The sequence below is a fragment of the Rheinheimera sp. 1928-s genome (assembly GCF_029269265.1).
Lineage (GTDB): Bacteria > Pseudomonadota > Gammaproteobacteria > Enterobacterales > Alteromonadaceae > Pararheinheimera.
This window is the reverse complement of sequence record NZ_JARIXP010000004.1, coordinates 1-21,430: the sequence shown is the minus strand read 5'-3', so window position 1 is coordinate 21,430 and position 21,430 is coordinate 1. Positions and strand designations below refer to the sequence as shown.

Genomic DNA, 21,430 nt, shown 5'->3' with positions numbered 1-21,430 from the left:
GGCAGGCGAAGATAAAAAACCTCAGAGCGAGTCGGTTTCAGTCTCACTCTGACGTTTCTTAATGCGGTTGTGCCAGGATTTTTTTGCCGACAAACACCAGAAATAATCCACCAGCGTATAGCCCAAAGCCGACAGGGTGCAGCCAATAATCAGACTGCCCAACAGGAAAGGTTTGCCTATAGTATCCAGGCTATCGATCAACCAACTTAAACTCACCTGTGGTTCTACATGATGACCAGGATGGCCTAAAATCAGCGCCCCCAACTGATAGCAGATAAAAAATATCGGTCCCATGGTCAGTGGATTGGTCAACCAGACTAAAGCGGCTGACAAAGGTAAGTTTACTCTGAATAAAATAGCCAAAGCAGCGGCTAATACCATCTGAAATGGCATAGGGATCAGGGCGACAAACAAACCCACCGCAAAAGCGCCGCGTGCTGAACGGCGATTAAAGTGCCACAAATTGTTGTCATGCAACAAAGCACCAAAAATTTTTAGCGACGGGTGTTGCTTGATTTTTTCTGTATCTGGTAGATATTTCTTAATTAGATTCTTTGCCATTACAACTCATTAATGAAAAATTAACGTGAACCGTTTTTTCATCGGTGTGATCAGCGGATGTCTATTGTCATTATTTTTACCAATAGTGCCAGCCCTTTTGTGGCTTATTTTTTCGTTATCTCTGATCCTGATTTGTCTGTACTACCGTTTGCTGTTTTTTACTGGATTTTGTTGTGCTTTAAGTCTCTGGTTGTGGCAAGTGCAGCAGCATCAGCTGCATACGCAACAGTTACTTAGCCTGGCCGATCCCTGGCTAAAAGGGCAGGTGGTGAGTATCAGACAACAAGATGAAGACTTCAGCAGATTTTTATGGCAAATCAATGAAGGACCACACCAAGGGTACTTGTTGCGACTGCGCTGGCAGAATGCGCCGGAGCTATTGGGACAGGGGCAAAACTGGTGGTTAAAGTTACGTTGCAAAGCCATTCGCTCGCCGGCCAATCCAGGTTCTGCTTATGTGGAGGCCAATGCCTATGTACTCGGCCTTATTGCCAACTGCGTGGTAAAGGATGCGGTGCTGCAGGAGCCAAAATGGGATCACCGTCAGCAGTTGTATCAGCGTTTAAAATTAAAAATTGGTGATTTACCGTCTTTTTCATTGATCACCGCTTTAACTCTGGGCGAACGGCCTTTTAGCGATGAGTTGTGGTTAGGTTTACAGGCGACGGCGCTTGGGCATTTAATTTCGATATCCGGTTTTCATATAGGTTTGTTGTTTGGCTGGGTCTATGGCTTGATGCTATTGCTGGCAAAAATCAATCTAAGGCTATTAGTCTGCCGCCAATTGGCTCCTTTTGTTGCTTTAGCAGCGGCCTGGTATTACAGCTTGCTGGCTGGTTTTGCTATTCCAACCCTACGTGCTTTGGTAGCGCTGGTTTTAGCTGTGTACCTGATGCAACACCACAGGCGTTTAAGTTACAGTCAAAGCTGGTTGTTGGTCTGCGGCTTGCTGTTGCTGCTCAACCCTTTATGGGTGATGAGTATCAGCTTTTGGCTGACGGTTTATGCGGTGGCGCTGATTTTTCTGTTTGTCTGGCGTTATCCATTGCTGGACCATAGCTTTAGTGGCCGAGTTCGCCACGCTATTCAATTTCAGGCGCTGATGACGCTGTTGATGAGTGCGCCTACTTTACTATTTTTCCATGGCATAGCGCCTTTAGCTTTATTATCCAACCTGATTTTTGTGCCCTGGTGTTCTTTGCTGGTTATTCCTTATTTACTGATTGCCTTACTGTTGGAGCTGGTGTTGCCTGCACATGCGGTATGGCACTGGCAACTGGCGGATCTGGTTTTAGCGCCGCTTTATCATTGGCTGCTGTACGGTGCGGCGATGGACTACTGGTGGCTGTTGCCTGCTCAGACGGTTTTTTCTGCGCTTTTGGTGGCGTTGCTGTTAGTGGCTGTGTTCTTCCTGCCTGGTTCTGTCCCCAGATTGCGGCTGAGTTTATTGCTGTTGCCTTTTGTTTTTTTGTTATGGCCCAAAGTGTCGCAGTGGCAATTGCATATGATTGATGTCGGGCAAGGCACTGCAGTGTTGTTGCAAAAAGGCGACAGAGGGCTGCTGTACGATGTGGGGCCTGTGTATGGCAGTTTTAATGCAACCGAAGCTTATGTCTTGCCTTATCTGCATTATCAGGGCGTACGTCAGCTGGATTATTTAATTTTAAGCCATGCTGACAGCGATCATACCGGTGCTTTTTCTGAAGTACTGAAAGCTTACCCCAAGGTGCAGTTAATCGCTGATTTTCAGACAGGTTATCCGCAGCAGCTTTGTTCAGCTTTGCCTGCTGTTTATCTGGATGCCCGGTTAGGGTCGTTTCAAAGTGCCTATGCAAAGCCGGAAGGCAATGACTCTTCCTGCGTGCTTGCGATAGAAGCTGCCGGATGGCGTTTTTTATTAACAGGGGATATCAGCCGCAAAGTGGAAGCTGAGCTGCTCAGTGTTCAGCCTGATTTGAAGACAGATCTGTTGCTGTTAGGCCATCATGGCAGCAAGAGTTCAAGTCACCTGAGCTTTTTAGCGCAAGTTCAACCTTTGTTAGCCCTCAATAGTGCTGCGTCGAATAATTCCTATGGCCATCCGAGTAAAGAAGTGCGTGCACGCTTGTCTTTGCTACAAATTCCGCTGCTGAACACTGCAGACCAAGGCGCTATTCGTATTGAAATAACGGATCAGCAGCTACATATCTGGCCTTACCGGCAACAGCCTTTGCCATTTTGGCTGCAAAAGCAGTGAACAATTGCTGAAAGAGCCGAAACAACAAGGTAGAATGGCGGCGGTTTTCATATTCTTTGGGGTTAAATTTGTCTTCACAAACAACGGGTTCAATCAGCACTTTTCAGCGCCTGCTGCGGTATTTAAAACCCTATAAAGCCGGCTTTGCACTGGCCATGCTGGGTATGGCCGGCTATGCCTGCGTGGACGTGTATTTTATTTCCCAGTTTTCCAGTTTTATCGACAGAGGCATTACCCAAAAAGATATGGCTTACCTGGCCTGGGCGCCGGTTTTTGTGGTGGGGATGTTTTTCCTGCGCGGTGTGTTTCATTTTATTTCCAGCTACTGCCTAACCTGGGCTGGCACTCATATAGTCAAAGACTTACGCCAGCAATTATTCCGTCAGATGATCGCCTTACCTGTCAGTTATCATGATAAACATTCGACCGGCGAGCTGATTTCCAAAATTACCTACGATGCCGAGCAAATTAAACAAGCCTCCAGTAAAGCGCTGATGGTGCTTATTCACGAAGGTGTTTTTGTTTTAGGTTGTCTGGGCCTGATGTTTTATAACAGCTGGCAGCTGTCGCTTATTTTTCTGGTGATAGCACCAGTGATCGCCGTGATCGTGACTCAAGTGTCAAAACGCTTTCGCAAAATCAGTAGCAATATGCAAAATGCCATGGGGGATGTCACCACCAGTTCAGAGCAAATGCTGAATGGTCATAAAGTGATTTTATCCTTTGGTTCTGCCGAACTGGAAAACGCCAGATTTAAGGCAGTGAATAATCGCAACCGCCAGTTGGATGTGAAAATGGAGGCGACCCGTTCCATCAGTGTATCGCTGGTGCAGCTGATCGCTTCTTTTGCTTTGGCTTTTGTTATTTATCTTGCCAGCTTTCCGGCTATGCTCGATACCTTAACCCCTGGTACTTTCAGTGAAATTCTGGCCGCCATGATGCTGTTGTTGAAACCGCTTAAACAGCTGACGACAGTGAACAGTGATTTCCAGCGTGGTATGGCTGCAGCAACCAATGTATTTTTAGTGTTGGATGAAAAACCAGAGCAGGACACCGGCACTCTCGAGCTTGGGCAGGTAAAAGGCGCCATTGAAATAAAGAACTTAAGCTTTAACTATCCTGGTCATGAAAAACAGGTGTTAAAACAGATCAATATCAAAGTAGAACCTGGCCAGACTGCGGCTTTAGTTGGCCGCTCCGGTAGTGGTAAAACTACTATTTCCAACTTATTGCCGCGCTTTTATGAAATTGAACAAGGCGAAATTCTGCTGGATGGCATCAATACTAAAGACTGCACGCTGGACTCACTACGCGGGCAAATGGCTGTGGTCTCGCAGCAAGTGGTACTGTTTAACGACACCATCGCCAATAATATCGCTTATGGTTATCGTGGTGAATTAAGCCGCGAGCATTTAATTAACGTGGCGGAAAAAGCCCATGTGATGGAATTTGTCAGCCAGATGCCACAAGGGCTGGACACAGAAATCGGCGAAAATGGTGTGACTTTATCCGGTGGTCAACGCCAGCGTATAGCCATAGCCAGGGCTTTATTGCGCCAGGCTCCTGTGCTTATTCTGGATGAAGCCACTTCAGCATTGGATACCGAATCAGAGCGTAAAATACAGGGGGCTTTAGAAGAGTTGTTTAAAGGCCGTACCAGTATTGTCATAGCGCACCGTTTATCTACTATTGAAAATGCTGACCAGATTTTAGTGATGGATCAGGGCCAGATCGTAGAGCAGGGCACTCATCAGTCTTTGCTGGCACAAAATGGCTACTATGCTCAGTTGTATAAAATGCAATTTAGCGAGGCCTGATGAACTGGTGGGAGCGTGGCTGGTATAAACAGCATCCTTTTACACTGTTGTTTTGGCCTTTAAGTTTGTTGTATCGGCTGGTGGCTACAATTCGCCGTGTTGGTTATCAGCGCGGCTGGTTTCAATCTTTTGCTGTGGAAAAACCCGTTGTTATTGTCGGTAATATTTCAGTTGGAGGCACAGGAAAAACCCCTTTTACGCTTTGGCTCTGTCAGTGTTTAACAGAGCAGGGTTTTACCCCCGGTATTGTCAGCCGTGGTTATGGTGCCCGGATCACTGAACCAGTGCGGGTTACTTCGTTGCATTTAGCCGCTGATGTGGGCGATGAGCCTTTGCTGTTGGCCAGCAAAAGTCACTGTCCTGTGGTGGTGTGCCCAGACAGAGTAGCAGCAGCTCAGTATCTGTTGGAAACCACGGACTGCGATATTGTCATTAGCGATGATGGTTTACAGCACTACAGATTAAAACGCGATTTGGAGTTGGTGTTAATTGATGGTCAGCGCGGACTGGGTAATCAGCAGTTATTGCCAGCAGGGCCTTTACGTGAACCGGTATCACGTTTACAAAGCGTCGATGCGGTTATTGTAAATAGCGGCGATTTCCAGTCTGCACAGTATAAAATGGCGTTAAAACCTGTTGCTCCTGTTGCTTTAGATGGTCAAAGCCAGTGGTCAGAACAAACACAAGCTGTGACTTTAGTGGCGGCCATAGGCAATCCACAACGTTTTGTCGATACGGTAAAAAGCTTTGGTATTGAGATTAAAGCCACAGAGTTTTTCCGCGATCATTATGCTTTTGATGAACAAAGCTTGGCGGGCATTGAAGGCCCACTCTTGATGACTGAAAAAGATGCGGTCAAATGCCGGGCTTTTGCCAAAGCCAATTGGTATTACCTGCCGGTCGAGGCTCAATTACCGGATGAATTTAAATTTTGGTTGCAGCTACAGCTGAACCAATGGAGAGATAACTAATGGCTTTAAATATCGCTTTGCTGGACATCATTGCTTGTCCAATTTGTAAAAACAAACTGAAACTGGATAAAGAAAAGCAGGAGCTGATTTGCACTGCAGACCGTCTGGCTTATCCGGTAAAACAACATATTCCTGTGCTATTAACTTCTGAAGCCCGTACTTTAAGTCTGGATGAGGCGGACCAATGGCGTTAGTAACAGCGGGGTTTCTGGTTGTTATTCCGGCCCGTTACGCCAGCAGCCGTTTACCTGGTAAACCGCTGGCCGATATTGCCGGCCAAAGTATGATTGAACGGGTGTACCGTCAGGCTATTAAAAGTGGTGCAGAGCGGGTTGTTATAGCCACTGATGATGCCCGTGTGCAGCAGGTGTGTGAAAGCTTTGGTGCCGAAGTCTGTATGACCAGTCCAGAGCACAACTCTGGCACCGAGCGACTGGCCGAAGTGGTGTCTTTATTAGCTTTGGCTGATGATACTGTGGTCGTGAATGTGCAGGGCGATGAGCCTTTTATTCCGCCTGCTATTATCCGTCAGGTGGCAGAGAATTTAGCCAGTCAAAGCAAAGCCCGCATGGCGACTCTATCTGTACCTATTGAACATCAGGATGAAGTACAAAACCCGAATGTGGTGAAAGTACAAAGCGATAAAAATGGTTATGCACTGTATTTCAGCCGCTCTGTGATCCCTTTTGATCGCGATAAAAATTTTACTGTAGCTCTGGCTGATATTTATCGCCGTCATATAGGCATTTACGCTTACCGTGCTGGTTTTATTAAGGATTATGTCAGTTGGCCAGCATCACAGCTGGAACAAATTGAATGCTTAGAGCAGCTCAGAGTCTTGTGGCAAGGTGAAGCTATTCATGTAGCGACTGCGCTGGAAACTCCTGCAGTGGGCGTAGATACGCCTGAAGATTTAGAACGTGCCCGTCTGGTAGCGGCAGCTTTATAGATGTCATTGACACTGGTATTTGATCACGTCGATTTTCTGGTGCTGGATAAACCTTCCGGCAGCAGTTTTCATTCCGAGTTTGAAGCCGGAGTAGTTGCCTTAGCGGAAGCTCAGTTTAGCTTAAAGCTCTATGCCGTGCACCGCTTAGACAAAGGCACTTCAGGTTTATTGCTGCTGGCGAAAAGCAGTGAAGCTGCAGCGGACTTGTCACAACTTTTTCAAAACCAGCAGATCCAAAAGTTTTATTTGGCGCTGACGGATCAAAAACCAAAGAAAAAACAAGGCTGGGTCAAAGGCGATATGGTGCAGGCGCGTCGTTCGGCCTGGAAATTGACCAGTACGTTAACTAATGCTGCGGTCAGTTATTTTGTCTCAGCTTTTTACCAGGTGGAAGGGCGCAGAGCTTTTTTGGTCAAGCCTTTTACCGGCAAAACCCATCAGGTGCGTGTTGCTTTAAAAAGTGTCAGCGCCGCTATTTTAGGGGATGAGTTGTATCAGGGTACAGCGGCAGACCGTCTCTATCTGCATGCTTATGCGCTGTATTTTAGCTGGCGTGGCACTGACATTAAGCTGGTGTTGCCTCCATCTGATGGCACAGAGTTTTTATCGCCATCCTTGTTGCAGCATCTGGATCAGCACTGGGCAGAGCCTGCATTGCTGGATTGGCCTTCTTATCAAAAACCAACAACCTCTAAAGTTGTTGAGTAAAAGAGTAATTTACGTGTCCGATTATTTATTACGTTTTGCCGGCATAGGCCGTTTGTATGGTACCAAAGCGCTGGATGCGTTTCAGAAGGCTCATGTCTGTGTGGTTGGCATTGGTGGGGTTGGCAGCTGGGCCGCTGAAGCTTTGGCGCGCTCGGGCATAGGTGAAATAACTCTGATTGATTTGGATGATATTTGCATCAGCAATACCAACAGGCAGCTGCATGCTTTGTCTGACAGCATAGGCAAAGACAAAGTGGCGGTGATGGCAGAGCGGATCAAAGCAATCAACCCGGACTGTAGAGTGCATCAGGTGGAAGATTTTGTTAGCTCTGACAATTTGTTTGAGCTGATGAGCACCGATTTTGACTATGTGGTGGATTGCATCGACTCCATTAAAGCCAAAGTGGCGCTGATTGCACACTGCAAACGTAATAAAATTGCGATAGTGACAGTAGGCGGAGCTGGCGGGCAGGTGGATCCCACTCAGATTCAGCTGGCCGACTTAAGTCAGACTGTGTACGACCCTTTGTTATCTAAGGTCCGTAATACGCTGCGCCGTGACTACAACTACAGTCGCAACCCCAAACGGCGTTTTGGCATAGATGCTGTGTATTCAACTGAGCAACTGGTGTATCCAAAAGGCGATGGCACTGTTTGCCAGACCAAACCAGAACTGGAAGGCCCTATGCGCTTAGACTGCAGTGGTGGTTTTGGTGCTGTGACTGTGGTGACAGGCTCTTTTGCTTTTGTTGCTGTATCAAAAGTGCTGAAAAAGCTGGCGGAAAAAGCGAATAAATGAAATTAGGGTCAGATCACATTGTTAACTGTTAACAATGTGATCTGACCCCATTTTTAATTTTAGTTAACACTGCCAGCAAACCATTGCTGCGTGAGGGGCTGATATTTTGTTGTAGCTGCAATTCGTTTAGTAATAACTCTGGTGTCGCCTTGGCGAACTCTTCTGCGGTTAAAGCATTCACTTGCGCTAAGATCAGAATAATCAAGCCTTTGACAATACGGGCATCGCTGTCAAAAGCCCAAAAGTGCTGTGTTGTAACAGGGTCCTGATAATGCAGCAGCCAGGCTTTGCTTTCACAGCCCTGAACTAAAAACTCATCTCTGTGCCAGTCACTGTCAAAAGCCGGTAATTCTTTGCCCAGCGTCATTAAAATTCTGTATTTACTTTGCCAATCTTTCAACTGACGTAACTGTGGCAGTTGGTTATCGTAAATATTTTTTAGCGCTGTAGCTGTTTTTGTAAAGATATCTGGTCGGATCATTCAGCGAGTAGCTCCACTGCAGTAGTTAAAGCAGCTAAAGTGTGGTCAATTTCGTCGAAACTGTTATAACAAGCAAAAGAGAAACGTACTGAACCTTTGCTATTTATAGCCTGAAATAGCGGCATAGCACAGTGAGTTCCGGCCCGAACAGCGATCTTTTGTTGGTCTAACAAGGTTGCGAGGTCGGCAGGGTGCTCATTTTTCAGGTTGAGCGCCACTATTCCTGCGTTAGTTGTCGGACCAGATAGCAGCTCTAAAGCCGGAATCCGACGACAACCCTCATAAAAGCGTTGTACCAAGCCTTGTTTGTGCTGCTGTATCGCGACTAAATCCTGTTGTTGCAGCCATACAATAGCGGCAGCAAGGCCAATAGCGCCCGCCATATTGGGCGTGCCAGCTTCTAATCTGTAGGGTAAATCGTTCCAGCTGCTGCCAGAAAAACTCACCGTTTTAATCATTTCGCCACCACCCAGCAGTGGGCGCAGCAACTCTAAATACTCTGTTTTGCCATACAAAACACCACTACCTGTTGGGCCATAGAGCTTGTGGCCTGAAAACAGATAAAAATCTACATCCAAGGCCTGTACATCAACTTTTTCCCAGACAATACCCTGAGCACCGTCCAGTATGACTATAGCGCCAGCAGCCTTGGCCAGACGCACTATCTCCGCTATAGGCTGAATATGGCCCAGCGCATTAGAGACATGGCTAATACTGACGACCTTTGGCTTACATTTTAATAATTCTGCAAAAGCAGTCAGGTCAAAACGATGTTCTGCCGTCAAAGGTACGACGTCCAACTCCACCCCAAAGGGCAAAGCATGAATATGCCAGGGCACTATATTGGCGTGATGTTCCATAGTTGAAATTAATACCCGATCGCCGGACTGCAAAACAGGCCCCATCAGACCAAAAACCAACTGATTAAAACCTGCAGTGGTGCCACTGGTCCAGATGATTTCATGGGGAAAACGCGCATTTAAGAAGTGTGCAACTGTGCTTCTGGCCGCTTCAAAGGCCGCTGTGGCCTGTTGGCTTAAACCATGAGCTGAACGGTGCACATTGCTGTTTTGATGGCTGTAAAAGGTATTCATTGCATCAAGCACGGCTTGCGGCTTGTGCAAAGTGGCTGCGTTATCCAGATAAATCCAATCCGGATGAGCGGTAAAAAACGGGAATTGTTGCCGTAAAGCGGGGAGATTGAAATTCAAGATTGGCAACCTAAAGCTATAAAAAACGAGGCCGGATCATAACATCCGGCCTCATCAGCAGGTTAGGCTTTTTTGTAGTCGCGCTTGGTGTAGCCGGTGTACAGCTGACGCGGACGACCAATTTTGTGGCCTTTGTCGGACAACATTTCGTCCCAGTGAGAGATCCAGCCTACAGTACGTGACATAGCGAAAATCACAGTAAACATGCTGGTTGGAATACCAATGGCTTTTAAAATGATACCTGAGTAGAAATCGACGTTTGGATACAATTTCTTCTCGATGAAGTACGGGTCTGACAGCGCAATACGCTCCAGTTCCATCGCCACATCCAGCAGAGGATCCTTGATGTTCAGCTCTTTTAATACATCGTGGCAGGTTTCACGCATCACTTTGGCACGAGGGTCAAAGTTTTTGTAAACGCGGTGACCAAAGCCCATCAGACGGAAACTGTCGTTTTTGTCTTTAGCACGAGCTACAAACTCAGGAATACGATCAACAGAACCGATTTCCTGTAACATTTTTAAGCACGCTTCGTTGGCGCCGCCATGTGCAGGGCCCCACAGAGATGCAACGCCAGCAGCGATACAAGCGTATGGGTTTGCGCCTGAAGAACCGGCTAAACGTACTGTGGATGTTGAAGCGTTTTGCTCATGGTCTGCGTGCAGCATAAAAATACGGTCCATTGCTTTGGCAACAATAGGACTGACTTTGTAGTCTTCAGCTGGTACAGAGAACATCATATGCAGGAAGTTTTCTGCATAGGTTAAGTCATTGCGTGGGTACACAAAAGGCTGACCTACAGTGTACTTATACGCCATGGCAGAGATAGTAGGTAACTTGGCAATTAAGCGGTGAGCACTGCGTTTACGCTGCTCCGGGTCGTTAATGTCCAGGTCTGAGTGATAAAAAGAAGACAGAGCGCCAACTACACCACAGAGCATGGCCATAGGGTGAGCGTCAACACGGAAGCCTTGGAAAAATGAGGCAATTTTTTCATGCACCATAGTGTGGCGCGTGATGGTATGCACAAACTCATCGTATTTAGCTTTAGCAGGCAATTCGCCTTCCAATAGCAGGTAACAGGTTTCCAGATAATCTGAATGCTCTGCTAATTGCTCAATTGGGTAACCCCGGTGTAACAACACGCCATTGTCACCATCGATATAGGTGATTTTTGATTCGCATGAACCCGTGGCCATAAAGCCCGGATCGAAGGTGAAGTATCCTTGCTGACCTAAAGCACGAACATCAATAACATCAGTGCCTGCAGTGCCAGAATAGATAGGAAGTTCAAATGGTGCCTGTCCTTCGATCTGCACGACAGCTTTTTTATCTGCCATTGGATTTCTCCTGTTGTTTTAATTGGGTTAAACCTTTTCGCACCTATTCTAACTTCAAGTGCTGCCTAAAAGTCAATTTTAATGCGCGATTGGATAATAAGTATTCGACTCTGGTCGTATTGCCATCAAAGTTGAATGCTGTAGGGTAGAGTACGCAGAAATTCGATAACCAAATCAAACATAAATTGTAATCCGAAGTGGTGAATTATATACTGTCGCGGGTTTTAAACCTGTTCAGCGTTTGATAGATAAAAAAACAGGCTGAACCACACTGAGCTGTAGCCTGTATATCCATTGGGCGTTGACTGATTATTCAGCAACACATAATGACAACAAAGCTCTATAAAGAGCGTCGATGGGCAAGAAACTGTGAAAAAGCAAAGACCTGTAAATCTCGACCTTACAACAATATCTTTTCCTGCTCCTGCGTTAGCGTCGATCCTGCACCGCGTAACTGGCGTAGCCATGTTTTTCGCTCTGGTGTTTGTGATCTGGGCTTGGGCAGTCTCTTTGTCTTCTCCTGAAGGCTTTGAGCAAGTGAAACTGGTATTACAATCCTTCATCGCCAAGTTTATCGCCTGGGGTACTATCACAGTATTGCTTTATCACATGATTGGTGGCATCCGTCACTTAATTATGGACATGGGCCACTGGGAAGAACTGAAGTCCGGTAACCTGAGCGCAGTCATTACTATAGTACTGTGGATTGTATTAGCTGTTTTAACAGGAGTTTGGTTATGGTTCTGAATCAAGCCAGTTTAAAGCGCGACGGTGTCAAAGACTACGTTTCGTTACGTGCCACAGCCGTTATTCTGACGCTGTACACTCTGTTTATTCTGGGATTTTTCCTGGTTACTCCTGAAGTGACCTACGATATCTGGAAAGCACTGTTTTCCGGTTTACTGATGAAAGCCTTCACTTTATTAACCTTAGTTTGTATCGCAGTTCACACCAAAATTGGTCTGTGGCAGGTATTAACTGACTACGTCAAAAACGCAGCTTTGCGTGGCGTTTTACAGTTCCTGTTGTACACCTTAGCTTTTGGCTATGTGGCTGTGGGTCTCTTTGTTCTGTGGGGTGTTTAAGTGAATATTCCAGTACGCGAATTTGATGCCGTGGTAATAGGCGCAGGTGGTGCGGGTATGCGCGCCGCTCTGCAAATTACTGAATCAGGTTTAACCTGTGCTTTGTTATCCAAAGTATTCCCAACCCGTTCTCACACTGTATCTGCGCAAGGTGGTATCACTGTTGCGTTAGGTAACTCTCACCCGGACAACTGGGAATGGCACATGTTTGATACCGTCAAAGGTTCCGATTATATCGGTGACCAGGACGCTATCGAATACATGTGTAAAACTGGCCCTGAAGCCATTACTGAACTGGAAAACATGGGCTTACCTTTCTCTCGTTTTGAGAACGGCCGTGTTTATCAGCGTCCTTTTGGTGGTCAGTCGAAAAACTTTGGTGGCGAACAGGCCGCCCGTACCGCAGCTGCTGCAGACCGCACAGGTCATGCTTTATTGCACCTGCTGTACCAACAAAACGTAAAAAACAAAACTCAGGTATTTTCTGAGTGGTATGCACTGGATCTGGTGAAAAACCAGGACGGCGCGGTGGTAGGTTGTACTGCCATTGAAATCGAAACCGGTGAAATTGTTTACTTCAAATCCCGTGCCGTAGTATTGGCTACTGGTGGTGCAGGCCGTATCTTCGCCTCTACCACCAACGCGCACATCAATACCGGTGACGGTGTAGGTATGGCCTTACGTGCCGGTGTGCCGCTGCAGGATATGGAAATGTGGCAATTCCACCCGACAGGTATTGCAGGTGCTGGTACGCTGGTGACTGAAGGTTGTCGTGGTGAAGGTGGTTACTTATTAAATAAAGACGGCGAGCGTTTCATGGAGCGTTATGCGCCAAACGCCAAAGACTTAGCGGGTCGTGACGTTGTAGCTCGTTCTATGATGACTGAAATCCGTGAAGGCCGTGGTTGTGATGGTCCATGGGGCCCACACATCAAACTGAAACTGGACCACTTAGGTGCGGAAGTTTTAGAAAGCCGTTTACCAGGTGTGTGCGAACTGTCGAAGACATTTGCTCACGTTGACCCTGTGAAAGAGCCAATTCCTGTAATCCCAACTTGTCACTATATGATGGGCGGTATTCCAACGAACGTGCATGGCCAGGTGATTCATCCGAAAGCCGATGGTTCTGAAGTTGTAGTTCCAGGTTTATTCGCTTGTGGTGAAATTGCTTGTGTGTCTGTACATGGTGCCAACCGTTTAGGTGGTAACTCCTTGTTAGACTTAGTTGTATTCGGTCGTGCTACAGGTTTACACCTGGGCGAAGCTTTGGCTGCAACCTCTGAATACCGTGCTGCCTCTGATTCCGATCTGCAAGCTGCCTTAGCCCGTACTCAACGTTGGGAAGACAGCAAGCCAGGTCAGGGTGAAGATCCGGTTCAAATCAAAAAAGACTTACAGCAATGTATGCAACTGAACTTCTCGGTATTCCGTGAAGGTGCTGCTATGGCTGAAGGTTTAGCTGAGCTGAAAGAAATCCGTGAACGTCTGAAATATGCACGTCTGGATGACAAGAGCTCAGACTTCAATACCATGCGTATTGAATGTTTAGAACTGGACAACCTGATGGAAACCGCATTCTCTACTGCAGTTGCTGCCAACTACAGAACAGAAAGCCGTGGTGCCCACGCTCGTTTTGACTTCCCGGACCGTGATGACGAAAACTGGTTATGCCACAGCGTCTACACGCCAGATACTGAATCAATGTTTAAGCGTAAAGTGAATATGGAACCTAAGTTCCGTGAAGCTTTCCCGCCTAAAGCACGTACGTACTAAGAGGGATGCAGAATGAAGAAGTTAGAATTCTCTGTCTATCGTTACAACCCTGACGTCGATAAGGCGCCACGTATGCAGGACTATACTCTGGAGAATCCAGAGGGTCGTGACATGATGGTGTTAGACGCACTGTTGAAATTAAAAGAACAAGACCCAACCTTATCATTCCGTCGCAGCTGCCGTGAAGGCGTCTGTGGTTCAGACGGTCTGAATATGAACGGTAAAAACGGTTTAGCCTGTATTACTCCATTGTCTGCTTTAGGCAAGGGGAAAGGCGGCAAACTGGTGATCCGTCCATTACCAGGTTTACCAGTAGTGCGTGACTTAGTTGTGGATATGACTCAGTTCTACACTCAGTATGAAAAGGTGAAACCTTACCTGATTAATGACGAGTTACCACCTGCAGGCGAATACCTGCAATCACCTGAAGATCGTGAAAAGTTAGACGGCCTGTACGAATGTATTTTATGTGCTTGCTGTTCAACTTCTTGCCCGTCTTTCTGGTGGAATCCGGATAAATTTATCGGACCAGCTGGTTTATTACACGCTTACCGCTTCTTAGCTGACAGCCGTGATACTGCCACTGAACAACGTTTAAACGATTTAGATGATGCGTTCAGCGTGTTCCGCTGCCATGGCATCATGAACTGTGTCAACGTATGTCCAAAAGGTTTGAACCCGACCAAAGCAATTGGTCAAATCAAATCTATGCTGTTAAACCGGGCGCTTTAAGCGCCCTTTGTCAGAGCTAATTGGCGCTGATTGGTATAAAATGAAGCGCGCCTGAAACCTCAGGCCGCTTTTCGCGAATTTTTTCCAGGTGCTTCGAATAAGGGAAACTAAATGCACGAAGGTGTAATGAAGGCGTGGTTAGAGTCTTCTCATTTAGGCGGTGGCAACATGGCCTATGTAGATGAACTCTATGAATCCTACTTAGCTGAATCGACCAGCGTCAGTGATGAATGGCGTGAGTTTTTTGCCAGTCTGCCCAAAATTGACGGCGTAGAACTCGAATCCCGTCACAGCGACATTCGCCAGCAATTTGCTGAACTCGCCAAAAACAAACATCGTGAAGTTATTACGGTGAATGCAGGTGGTTCAGATCAGCGCCAGGTGAAAGTTCTGCAATTAATCAATGCCTTCCGTTTCCGTGGTCATCAGCATGCCAACCTCGACCCGCTGAACCTGTGGAAGCAGCCTCGTGTTCGTGATTTAGAATTATCCTATCACGACCTGACTCAGGCAGATTTTGACACCGAATTTAATGTCGGCTCTTTTGCTGGTGGCGACACCAGTATGAAGTTAGGCGACTTGTACAAAGCGCTGGAAGCTACTTACTGTGGTTCCATTGGTGCTGAGTATATGCACATTGTTTCGACGGACGAAAAACGTTGGATCCAACAACGTTTAGAAAGCCAACAGGCTTCACGTGCGTTCGGAAAAGAAGAAAAAACCAAACTGTTACAAGGCTTAGTGGCTGCAGACGGTCTGGAAAAATACCTGGCCTCTAAATTCCCTGGCGCCAAGCGCTTTGGTTTAGAAGGCGGTGATGCCATGGTGCCAATGCTTAAAGCCATGATCCACCGTGCAGGCGAGCAGGGCGCAAAAGATTGTATTATCGGTATGGCGCACCGTGGTCGTTTAAATACGCTAATCAACGTGCTGGGTAAAAACCCAGGCAAGTTGTTTGACGAATTTGCTGGTAAATATGAAGTGGTTGGCGCAGGCGATGTGAAATACCATATGGGTTTCTCATCTGATTTTGAAACTAAAGGTGGCAATGTTCACTTAGCTTTAGCTTTTAACCCGTCGCACTTAGAAATCGTGAACCCTGTGGTTATAGGTTCAGTACGTGCCCGCTTAGACCGTCGCGGTTGCACTGACGGTTCTTTGGCTCTGCCTATCACCATTCACGGTGACTCCGCTTTTGCTGGCCAGGGCGTGGTTGCTGAAACCTTCAACATCTCTCAAACCCGTGCTTTCAAAGTGGGTGGTTCTATCCGTCTGGTCATTAACAACCAAGTCGGTTTCACTACCTCTAACCCTGAAGACACCCGTTCTACGCCATACTGTACTGACATCGCCAAGATGGTTCAGGCACCGATTTTCCACGTCAATGGTGATGATCCGGAAGCGGTGATTTTTGTGGCTCAACTGGCTGTAGACTACCGCAACACCTTCAAACGTGATGTGGTGATTGACTTAGTTTGTTACCGTCGTAACGGTCACAACGAAGCGGACGAGCCAAATGCAACTCAGCCGCTGATGTACCAGAAAATCAAAAAACACCCAACTCCACGTGAGTTATACGCTCAGAAGCTGATTGCTGAAGGCGTCGTGACTGCCGAACAAGTGCAGCAGATGGTCGATGGTTACCGTGACGCCTTAGATAAAGGCGACTGCGTGGTTGAAGAATGGCGTCCTATGACTGAAGTGTCAGTCGACTGGACTCCATACATTGGCCATGACTGGAATACGGCTTACGATGCCAGCATGACTGTGCCTGATTTGGTCACCTTAGGTGAAAAAGCTATTGCTGTGCCTGAAACTCATACCTTGCAACGTCAGGTTGGCAAAGTATACGAAGACCGCGCTTTAATGCTCAAAGGCGAGAAAAAGATCGACTGGGGTTTCGCTGAAATTCTGGCCTACGCTTCTATCGTTGGTGCAGGAAATCGCATCCGTATTGTCGGTCAGGATTCTGGCCGTGGTACTTTCTTCCATCGCCATGCCGTACTGCACAACCAAAACGATGCTGCTACTTACACACCACTGGAACATATCAGCGACTCACAAGGTCCATTCCAGGTGTTTGACTCTGCTTTGTCTGAAGAAGCGGTATTGGCCTTTGAATACGGTTATGCCACAGCTGAACCTCGTGCTTTAGTGATTTGGGAAGGCCAGTTTGGTGACTTCGCCAACGGCGCTCAGGTGGTGATTGACCAATTCTTAAGCTCAGGCGAGCAGAAGTGGGGTCGTTTATGTGGTCTGACATTATTATTGCCTCATGGCTACGAAGGTCAGGGCCCGGAGCACTCCTCAGCCCGTTTAGAGCGTTTCCTGCAACTTTGTGCTGATCACAATATGCAGGTTGTGGTTCCGACCACTCCGGCTCAGGTCTATGCGATGATCCGCCGTCAGATGGTACGCCCAATGCGTCGTCCTCTGATTGTGATGTCACCTAAATCGTTGTTACGTCACCCATTAGCGACTTCTACTTTAGAAGAACTTGCTTCTGGTGTATTCCAGAACGCCATCGCTGAAATTGATCCAATCAAACCAGCTGATGTGAAACGTGTGGTGATGTGTAGCGGTAAGGTGTACTACGATCTGTTGGAAGAACGCCGTAAACGCAATCTGACTGACATTGCTATTGTCCGTATTGAACAGTTGTATCCTTTCCCGGCGGAAGAGATGGCCACTATCATGAAAGACTACCAGCATGTAAAAGATTTTGTCTGGTGTCAGGAAGAACCTCAAAACCAGGGCGCCTGGTACTGCAGTCAACACCATTTCTGGGCTTCAATCCCAGCCGGTGGAAAACTGACGTACGCTGGCCGTGAAGCTTCGTCTTCACCTGCAGTAGGTTACTTGTCTGTGCACAACAAACAGCAACAGGCTTTAGTCAACGCAGCTTTAACTATTGCTTAATAAATCTGGCGCAGCATTAGCTGCGCCGCTTTGTATTCAGTCAGTGCTGCCGCAAGGCGCTCTGACTTTAGTTTAAGTAACGATTCAGAACCCCAATTTTAAAAAAAGGTGACAAAGTGGAAATTAAAGTCCCGGTACTACCAGAATCAGTTGCAGACGCAACAATCGCCACCTGGCATGTAAAAACAGGTGAAGCCGTTAGCCGTGATCAAGTCCTGGTGGACATTGAAACCGATAAAGTTGTACTTGAAGTGGTAGCTCAGGCCGATGGCGTTATGGGCGAAATCGTTCATGCTGAAGGCGCAACTGTATTGGCTGAGCAAGTGATTGGTCATATGAACGCAGGCGCTGCAGCTCCTGCCGCCGCACCTGCTGCTAAAGCTGACGCTGCTCCTGCCGCTGCTGCAACAGAGTCAGATGACGTGTTAACGCCATCTGTTCGTCGCCTCATTGCTGAAAAAGGCTTAGACGCTGCTAAAATCCAGGGTTCTGGTAAAAATGGCCGTGTCACTAAAGAAGACGTAGAAAAGTTCTTAGCCGGTGCACCAGCTGCTCCAGCTAAAGCTGCTGCTGTTGCCGCTCCTGCTCCGGTACAAGGTGATCGTTCACAAAAACGTGTGCCTATGACACGTTTACGTAAAACCATTGCGAACCGTCTGTTAGAAGCGAAAAACTCTACAGCCATGTTAACGACCTTCAACGAAGTGAACATGAAGCCAATTATGGAACTGCGTAAGCAGTACCAGGACGTGTTTGAAAAGCGTCACGGTATCCGTTTAGGTTTTATGTCTTTCTACGTGAAAGCCGTAACTGAAGCGCTGAAACGTTTCCCGGAAGTGAACGCAGCTATTGATGGCGATGACATCGTGTACCACAACTACTTCGACGTCAGCATCGCTGTGTCTACACCTCGTGGTCTGGTTACACCGGTTCTGCGTGACTGTGACAAAATGAACTTAGCTGAAATCGAAAAAGCTATCAAAGACTTAGCCTTAAAAGGCCGTGACGGTAAGCTGTCTATGGACGACTTAACGGGCGGTAACTTCACTATCACTAACGGTGGTGTGTTCGGTTCTCTGATGTCTACTCCAATCATCAACCCGCCACAATCAGCTATTCTGGGTATGCACAAAATCCAGGACCGCGTGATGGTTGTTGACGGTAAGATGGAAATTCTACCGATGATGTACTTAGCCCTGTCATACGACCACCGTATCATCGATGGTAAAGAGTCAGTAGGCTTCCTGGTCACTATCAAAGAATTGCTGGAAGATCCAACCCGTATTCTGCTGGATATCTAATATCTGGAAAAAGTAACTAAAAATGCTGTTGTTTTATAGCAACAGCATTTTTTATCAGACTGATTGGCACTATAATACGCGCCGATCTAAAGGTCAGGTTGCACCTCCGGTGTAGCCTTCAATGTCAAAATGAACGGAAAATAGCCATGAATTTGCACGAGTATCAGGGTAAACAACTGTTTGCCCAATATGGTTTGCCTGTATCGAAAGGCATCGCCGCAGCAACTGTTGAAGAAGCGGTAGAAGCTGCAGATAAAATCGGCGGCGACATGTTTGTTGTCAAGGCTCAGGTTCACGCTGGTGGTCGCGGTAAAGCGGGCGGCGTTAAACTGGTTAAGAGCAAAGAAGACATCAGAGCTTTTGCTGAAAAATGGCTTGGTAAGCAACTGGTTACTTATCAGACAGACGAAAAAGGTCAGCCTGTAAGCCGTATCCTGGTTGAACCTTGTACTGACATCGCTAAAGAACTGTATTTAGGTGCAGTAGTAGACCGTTCTTCACGTCGTATCGTGTTTATGGCGTCTACTGAAGGCGGCGTGGAAATTGAAACTGTTGCCCACGAAACTCCGGAAAAAATTCTGAAAGCTGCAATCGATCCACTGGTAGGCGCTCAGCCATTCCAGGGTCGTGAATTAGCATTCAAATTAGGCCTGGAAGGCAAGCAAGTGAACCAATTCGTGAAAATCTTCATGGGTCTGGCTCAACTGTTTAAAGACAAAGATTTAGCTCTGCTGGAAGTGAACCCTCTGGTTATCACTCCTGCTGGCGATCTGCACTGCTTAGATGCCAAACTGGTGATCGACGGCAACGCTCTGTACCGTCACCCTGATTTAAAAGCTATGCAGGATCCTTCACAGGAAGATCCACGTGAAGCACATGCTGCTTCATGGGAGTTGAACTACGTAGCTTTAGGTGGCGACATCGGCTGTATGGTTAACGGTGCAGGTTTAGCTATGGGTACTATGGACATCGTGAAATTACACGGTGGCCAACCAGCTAACTTCCTGGACGTTGGCGGCGGTGCGACTAAAGAACGTGTTGTTGAAGCCTTCAAAATTATCCTGTCTGATGACGCTGTTAAAGCGGTATTCATCAACATTTTCGGCGGTATCGTTCGTTGCGATATGATTGCTGAAGGTGTGATCGGCGCAGTGAAAGAAGTCGGCGTGAAAGTACCAGTTGTTGTTCGTCTGCAAGGTAACAATGCAGAACTGGGTGCTAAAGTGCTGTCTGAAAGCGGCCTGAATATTATCGCTGACACAGACCTGACTAGTGCTGCCAAGCAAGTAGTTGCTGCAGCGGCTAAGGCATAAGGGGTAATCCATGAGCGTTTTAATTAATAAAGATACCAAAGTAATTTGTCAGGGCTTCACTGGTGCTCAGGGTACTTTCCACTCTGAACAAGCCATTGCTTACGGCACTAAAATGGTTGGTGGTGTGACTCCTGGTAAAGGCGGTCAAACTCACTTAGGTTTACCAGTATTCAATACAGTTAAAGAAGCAGTAGAAGCGACTGGTGCAGAAGCATCAGTGATCTACGTACCAGCTGCTTTCTGTAAAGATTCTATCCTGGAAGCTGCAAACGGTGGCATTAAGCTGATCGTTTGTATCACTGAAGGCATTCCTACTTTGGATATGCTGGACGCTAAAGTACGTTGTGACGAATTAGGCGTGCGCTTAATTGGCCCTAACTGCCCAGGCGTGATCACTCCAGGCGAATGTAAAATTGGTATCATGCCAGGCCACATTCACTTACCAGGTAAAGTAGGTATTGTTTCACGTTCAGGTACTCTGACCTATGAAGCAGTAAAACAAACGACTGACTACGGTTTCGGCCAGTCTACTTGTGTAGGTATTGGTGGTGACCCAATCCCAGGTTCTAACTTCATCGATATCCTGAAATTATTCCAGGACGATCCACAAACTGAAGCCATCGTAATGATCGGTGAAATCGGTGGTTCAGCTGAAGAAGAAGCTGCTGCTTATATCAAGCAACACGTGACTAAGCCAGTTGTGTCTTACATCGCCGGTGTAACTGCACCAGCTGGTAAGCGCATGGGCCACGCAGGTGCCATCATCTCTGGTGGTAAAGGTACAGCTGACGAGAAGTTCGCTGCACTGGAAGACGCAGGCGTGAAAACCGTGAAAAGCTTAGCCGATATCGGTAAAGCACTGAAAGAACTGACTGGCTGGTAATCCAACCGTTAGTAATTTCTGCTAAGAAACCCGTCCTTGTGGCGGGTTTTTTATTTTCGGCCCTAAACCACCTACTTCAGTAGGTGGTTATCATCCAAAAGGCTTTGCCTGTAAAGACCTACCCATGCTAATTGCCGTTTTGATTTTTCGCAGAGTCAAAAGAGGTAATTAACATGAGTAGATATCAACAAGCATCGCATGTGTTCTGGCGGTGTCAATACCATATTGTTTGGACGCCGAAGTACCGGTTTAGAATACTGAAAGACAATGTAGGCAAGGAAGTCTGGCGTTGTATTCAGGTTTACAGTGCTCAGTTGGGTTGTGAAGTAGTGGAACTGAATGTCCAGATCG

Annotated in this window: 20 protein-coding genes; 16 read left to right on the top strand and 4 right to left on the bottom strand. The window is 47.0% G+C overall.

Going from position 1 to position 21,430, the window contains the following annotated elements; genetic code table 11:
- Nucleotides 1-21 precede the first annotated feature (21 nt).
- Complete coding sequence (locus P3C17_RS10490; protein ID WP_300929394.1) at nucleotides 22-561, bottom strand: DUF2062 domain-containing protein; 540 nt, start codon at nucleotides 559-561, stop codon at nucleotides 22-24.
- A gap of 64 nt (nucleotides 562-625) precedes the next feature.
- On the opposite strand from P3C17_RS10490, the gene P3C17_RS10485 reads away from it, so the two are divergent.
- The 7 genes from P3C17_RS10485 to tcdA all read left to right on the top strand — a co-directional run bounded on the left by P3C17_RS10485 (nucleotide 626) and on the right by tcdA (nucleotide 8,041).
- Entirely contained in the window at nucleotides 626-2,797 is a 2,172-nt protein-coding gene (locus P3C17_RS10485) for a DNA internalization-related competence protein ComEC/Rec2 (protein ID WP_300929393.1), read from the top strand.
- 68 nt (nucleotides 2,798-2,865) lie between these two features.
- Nucleotides 2,866-4,614 carry a lipid A export permease/ATP-binding protein MsbA gene (gene msbA / locus P3C17_RS10480; RefSeq protein WP_300929392.1) on the top strand — a complete coding sequence of 583 codons (1,749 nt, stop codon included), beginning with the start codon at nucleotides 2,866-2,868 and terminating at the stop codon, nucleotides 4,612-4,614.
- Nucleotides 4,614-5,585: a tetraacyldisaccharide 4'-kinase gene (lpxK, locus tag P3C17_RS10475; protein WP_300929391.1), complete on the top strand. Its 972-nt coding sequence runs from the start codon at nucleotides 4,614-4,616 to the stop codon at nucleotides 5,583-5,585. Before msbA ends, lpxK begins: the two co-directional genes overlap by 1 nt.
- The gene (locus P3C17_RS10470; RefSeq protein WP_300929390.1) at nucleotides 5,585-5,779 is read left to right on the top strand and encodes a Trm112 family protein; all 195 of its coding nucleotides are present in this window, start codon (nucleotides 5,585-5,587) and stop codon (nucleotides 5,777-5,779) included. Before lpxK ends, P3C17_RS10470 begins: the two co-directional genes overlap by 1 nt.
- The gene (kdsB, locus tag P3C17_RS10465; RefSeq protein WP_300929389.1) at nucleotides 5,770-6,534 is read left to right on the top strand and encodes a 3-deoxy-manno-octulosonate cytidylyltransferase; all 765 of its coding nucleotides are present in this window, start codon (nucleotides 5,770-5,772) and stop codon (nucleotides 6,532-6,534) included. Before P3C17_RS10470 ends, kdsB begins: the two co-directional genes overlap by 10 nt.
- Entirely contained in the window at nucleotides 6,535-7,242 is a 708-nt protein-coding gene (locus tag P3C17_RS10460; RefSeq protein ID WP_300929388.1) for a TIGR01621 family pseudouridine synthase, read from the top strand.
- Nucleotides 7,243-7,249: 7 nt separating this feature from the next.
- A complete protein-coding gene (gene tcdA, locus P3C17_RS10455) occupies nucleotides 7,250-8,041 on the top strand; it encodes a tRNA cyclic N6-threonylcarbamoyladenosine(37) synthase TcdA (RefSeq protein ID WP_300929848.1) in 792 nt (263 codons plus the stop codon).
- Between the two features lie 28 nt (nucleotides 8,042-8,069).
- Here the strand turns inward: tcdA and P3C17_RS10450 are convergent, their stop codons facing one another.
- The 3 genes from P3C17_RS10450 to P3C17_RS10440 all read right to left on the bottom strand — a co-directional run bounded on the left by P3C17_RS10450 (nucleotide 8,070) and on the right by P3C17_RS10440 (nucleotide 11,073).
- A complete protein-coding gene (locus tag P3C17_RS10450) occupies nucleotides 8,070-8,522 on the bottom strand; it encodes a SufE family protein (protein WP_300929387.1) in 453 nt (150 codons plus the stop codon).
- Nucleotides 8,519-9,733, bottom strand: coding sequence for a cysteine desulfurase (locus P3C17_RS10445; protein WP_300929386.1), 1,215 nt, complete (start codon nucleotides 9,731-9,733; stop codon nucleotides 8,519-8,521). Before P3C17_RS10445 ends, P3C17_RS10450 begins: the two co-directional genes overlap by 4 nt.
- Nucleotides 9,734-9,795: 62 nt before the next feature.
- Complete coding sequence (locus tag P3C17_RS10440) at nucleotides 9,796-11,073, bottom strand: citrate synthase (protein ID WP_233006939.1); 1,278 nt, start codon at nucleotides 11,071-11,073, stop codon at nucleotides 9,796-9,798.
- A 369-nt stretch (nucleotides 11,074-11,442) separates the two neighbouring features.
- On the opposite strand from P3C17_RS10440, the gene sdhC reads away from it, so the two are divergent.
- The 9 genes from sdhC to P3C17_RS10395 all read left to right on the top strand — a co-directional run.
- A complete protein-coding gene (sdhC, locus tag P3C17_RS10435; RefSeq protein ID WP_083826317.1) occupies nucleotides 11,443-11,820 on the top strand; it encodes a succinate dehydrogenase, cytochrome b556 subunit in 378 nt (125 codons plus the stop codon).
- Nucleotides 11,811-12,158, top strand: a complete 348-nt coding sequence (sdhD, locus tag P3C17_RS10430) for a succinate dehydrogenase, hydrophobic membrane anchor protein (RefSeq protein WP_300929385.1) — start codon at nucleotides 11,811-11,813, stop codon at nucleotides 12,156-12,158. The genes sdhC and sdhD overlap by 10 nt, the downstream gene beginning before the upstream one ends.
- Nucleotides 12,159-13,931 carry a succinate dehydrogenase flavoprotein subunit gene (gene sdhA, locus P3C17_RS10425; RefSeq protein WP_300929384.1) on the top strand — a complete coding sequence of 591 codons (1,773 nt, stop codon included), beginning with the start codon at nucleotides 12,159-12,161 and terminating at the stop codon, nucleotides 13,929-13,931.
- 12 nt (nucleotides 13,932-13,943) lie between these two features.
- Nucleotides 13,944-14,663 (top strand): succinate dehydrogenase iron-sulfur subunit, encoded by a 720-nt coding sequence (locus P3C17_RS10420; protein ID WP_300929383.1) that lies wholly within the window; start codon nucleotides 13,944-13,946, stop codon nucleotides 14,661-14,663.
- A 111-nt stretch (nucleotides 14,664-14,774) separates the two neighbouring features.
- Entirely contained in the window at nucleotides 14,775-17,582 is a 2,808-nt protein-coding gene (locus tag P3C17_RS10415) for a 2-oxoglutarate dehydrogenase E1 component (RefSeq protein ID WP_300929382.1), read from the top strand.
- A gap of 116 nt (nucleotides 17,583-17,698) precedes the next feature.
- Entirely contained in the window at nucleotides 17,699-18,883 is a 1,185-nt protein-coding gene (gene odhB / locus P3C17_RS10410; RefSeq protein WP_300929381.1) for a 2-oxoglutarate dehydrogenase complex dihydrolipoyllysine-residue succinyltransferase, read from the top strand.
- A 146-nt stretch (nucleotides 18,884-19,029) separates the two neighbouring features.
- The gene (gene sucC, locus P3C17_RS10405; protein ID WP_300929380.1) at nucleotides 19,030-20,196 is read left to right on the top strand and encodes an ADP-forming succinate--CoA ligase subunit beta; all 1,167 of its coding nucleotides are present in this window, start codon (nucleotides 19,030-19,032) and stop codon (nucleotides 20,194-20,196) included.
- 10 nt (nucleotides 20,197-20,206) lie between these two features.
- Entirely contained in the window at nucleotides 20,207-21,079 is an 873-nt protein-coding gene (sucD, locus tag P3C17_RS10400; protein WP_008899439.1) for a succinate--CoA ligase subunit alpha, read from the top strand.
- Nucleotides 21,080-21,252: 173 nt separating this feature from the next.
- On the top strand, nucleotides 21,253-21,430 hold a 178-nt coding region (locus tag P3C17_RS10395), incomplete at its 3' end, for a transposase (RefSeq protein ID WP_300929847.1).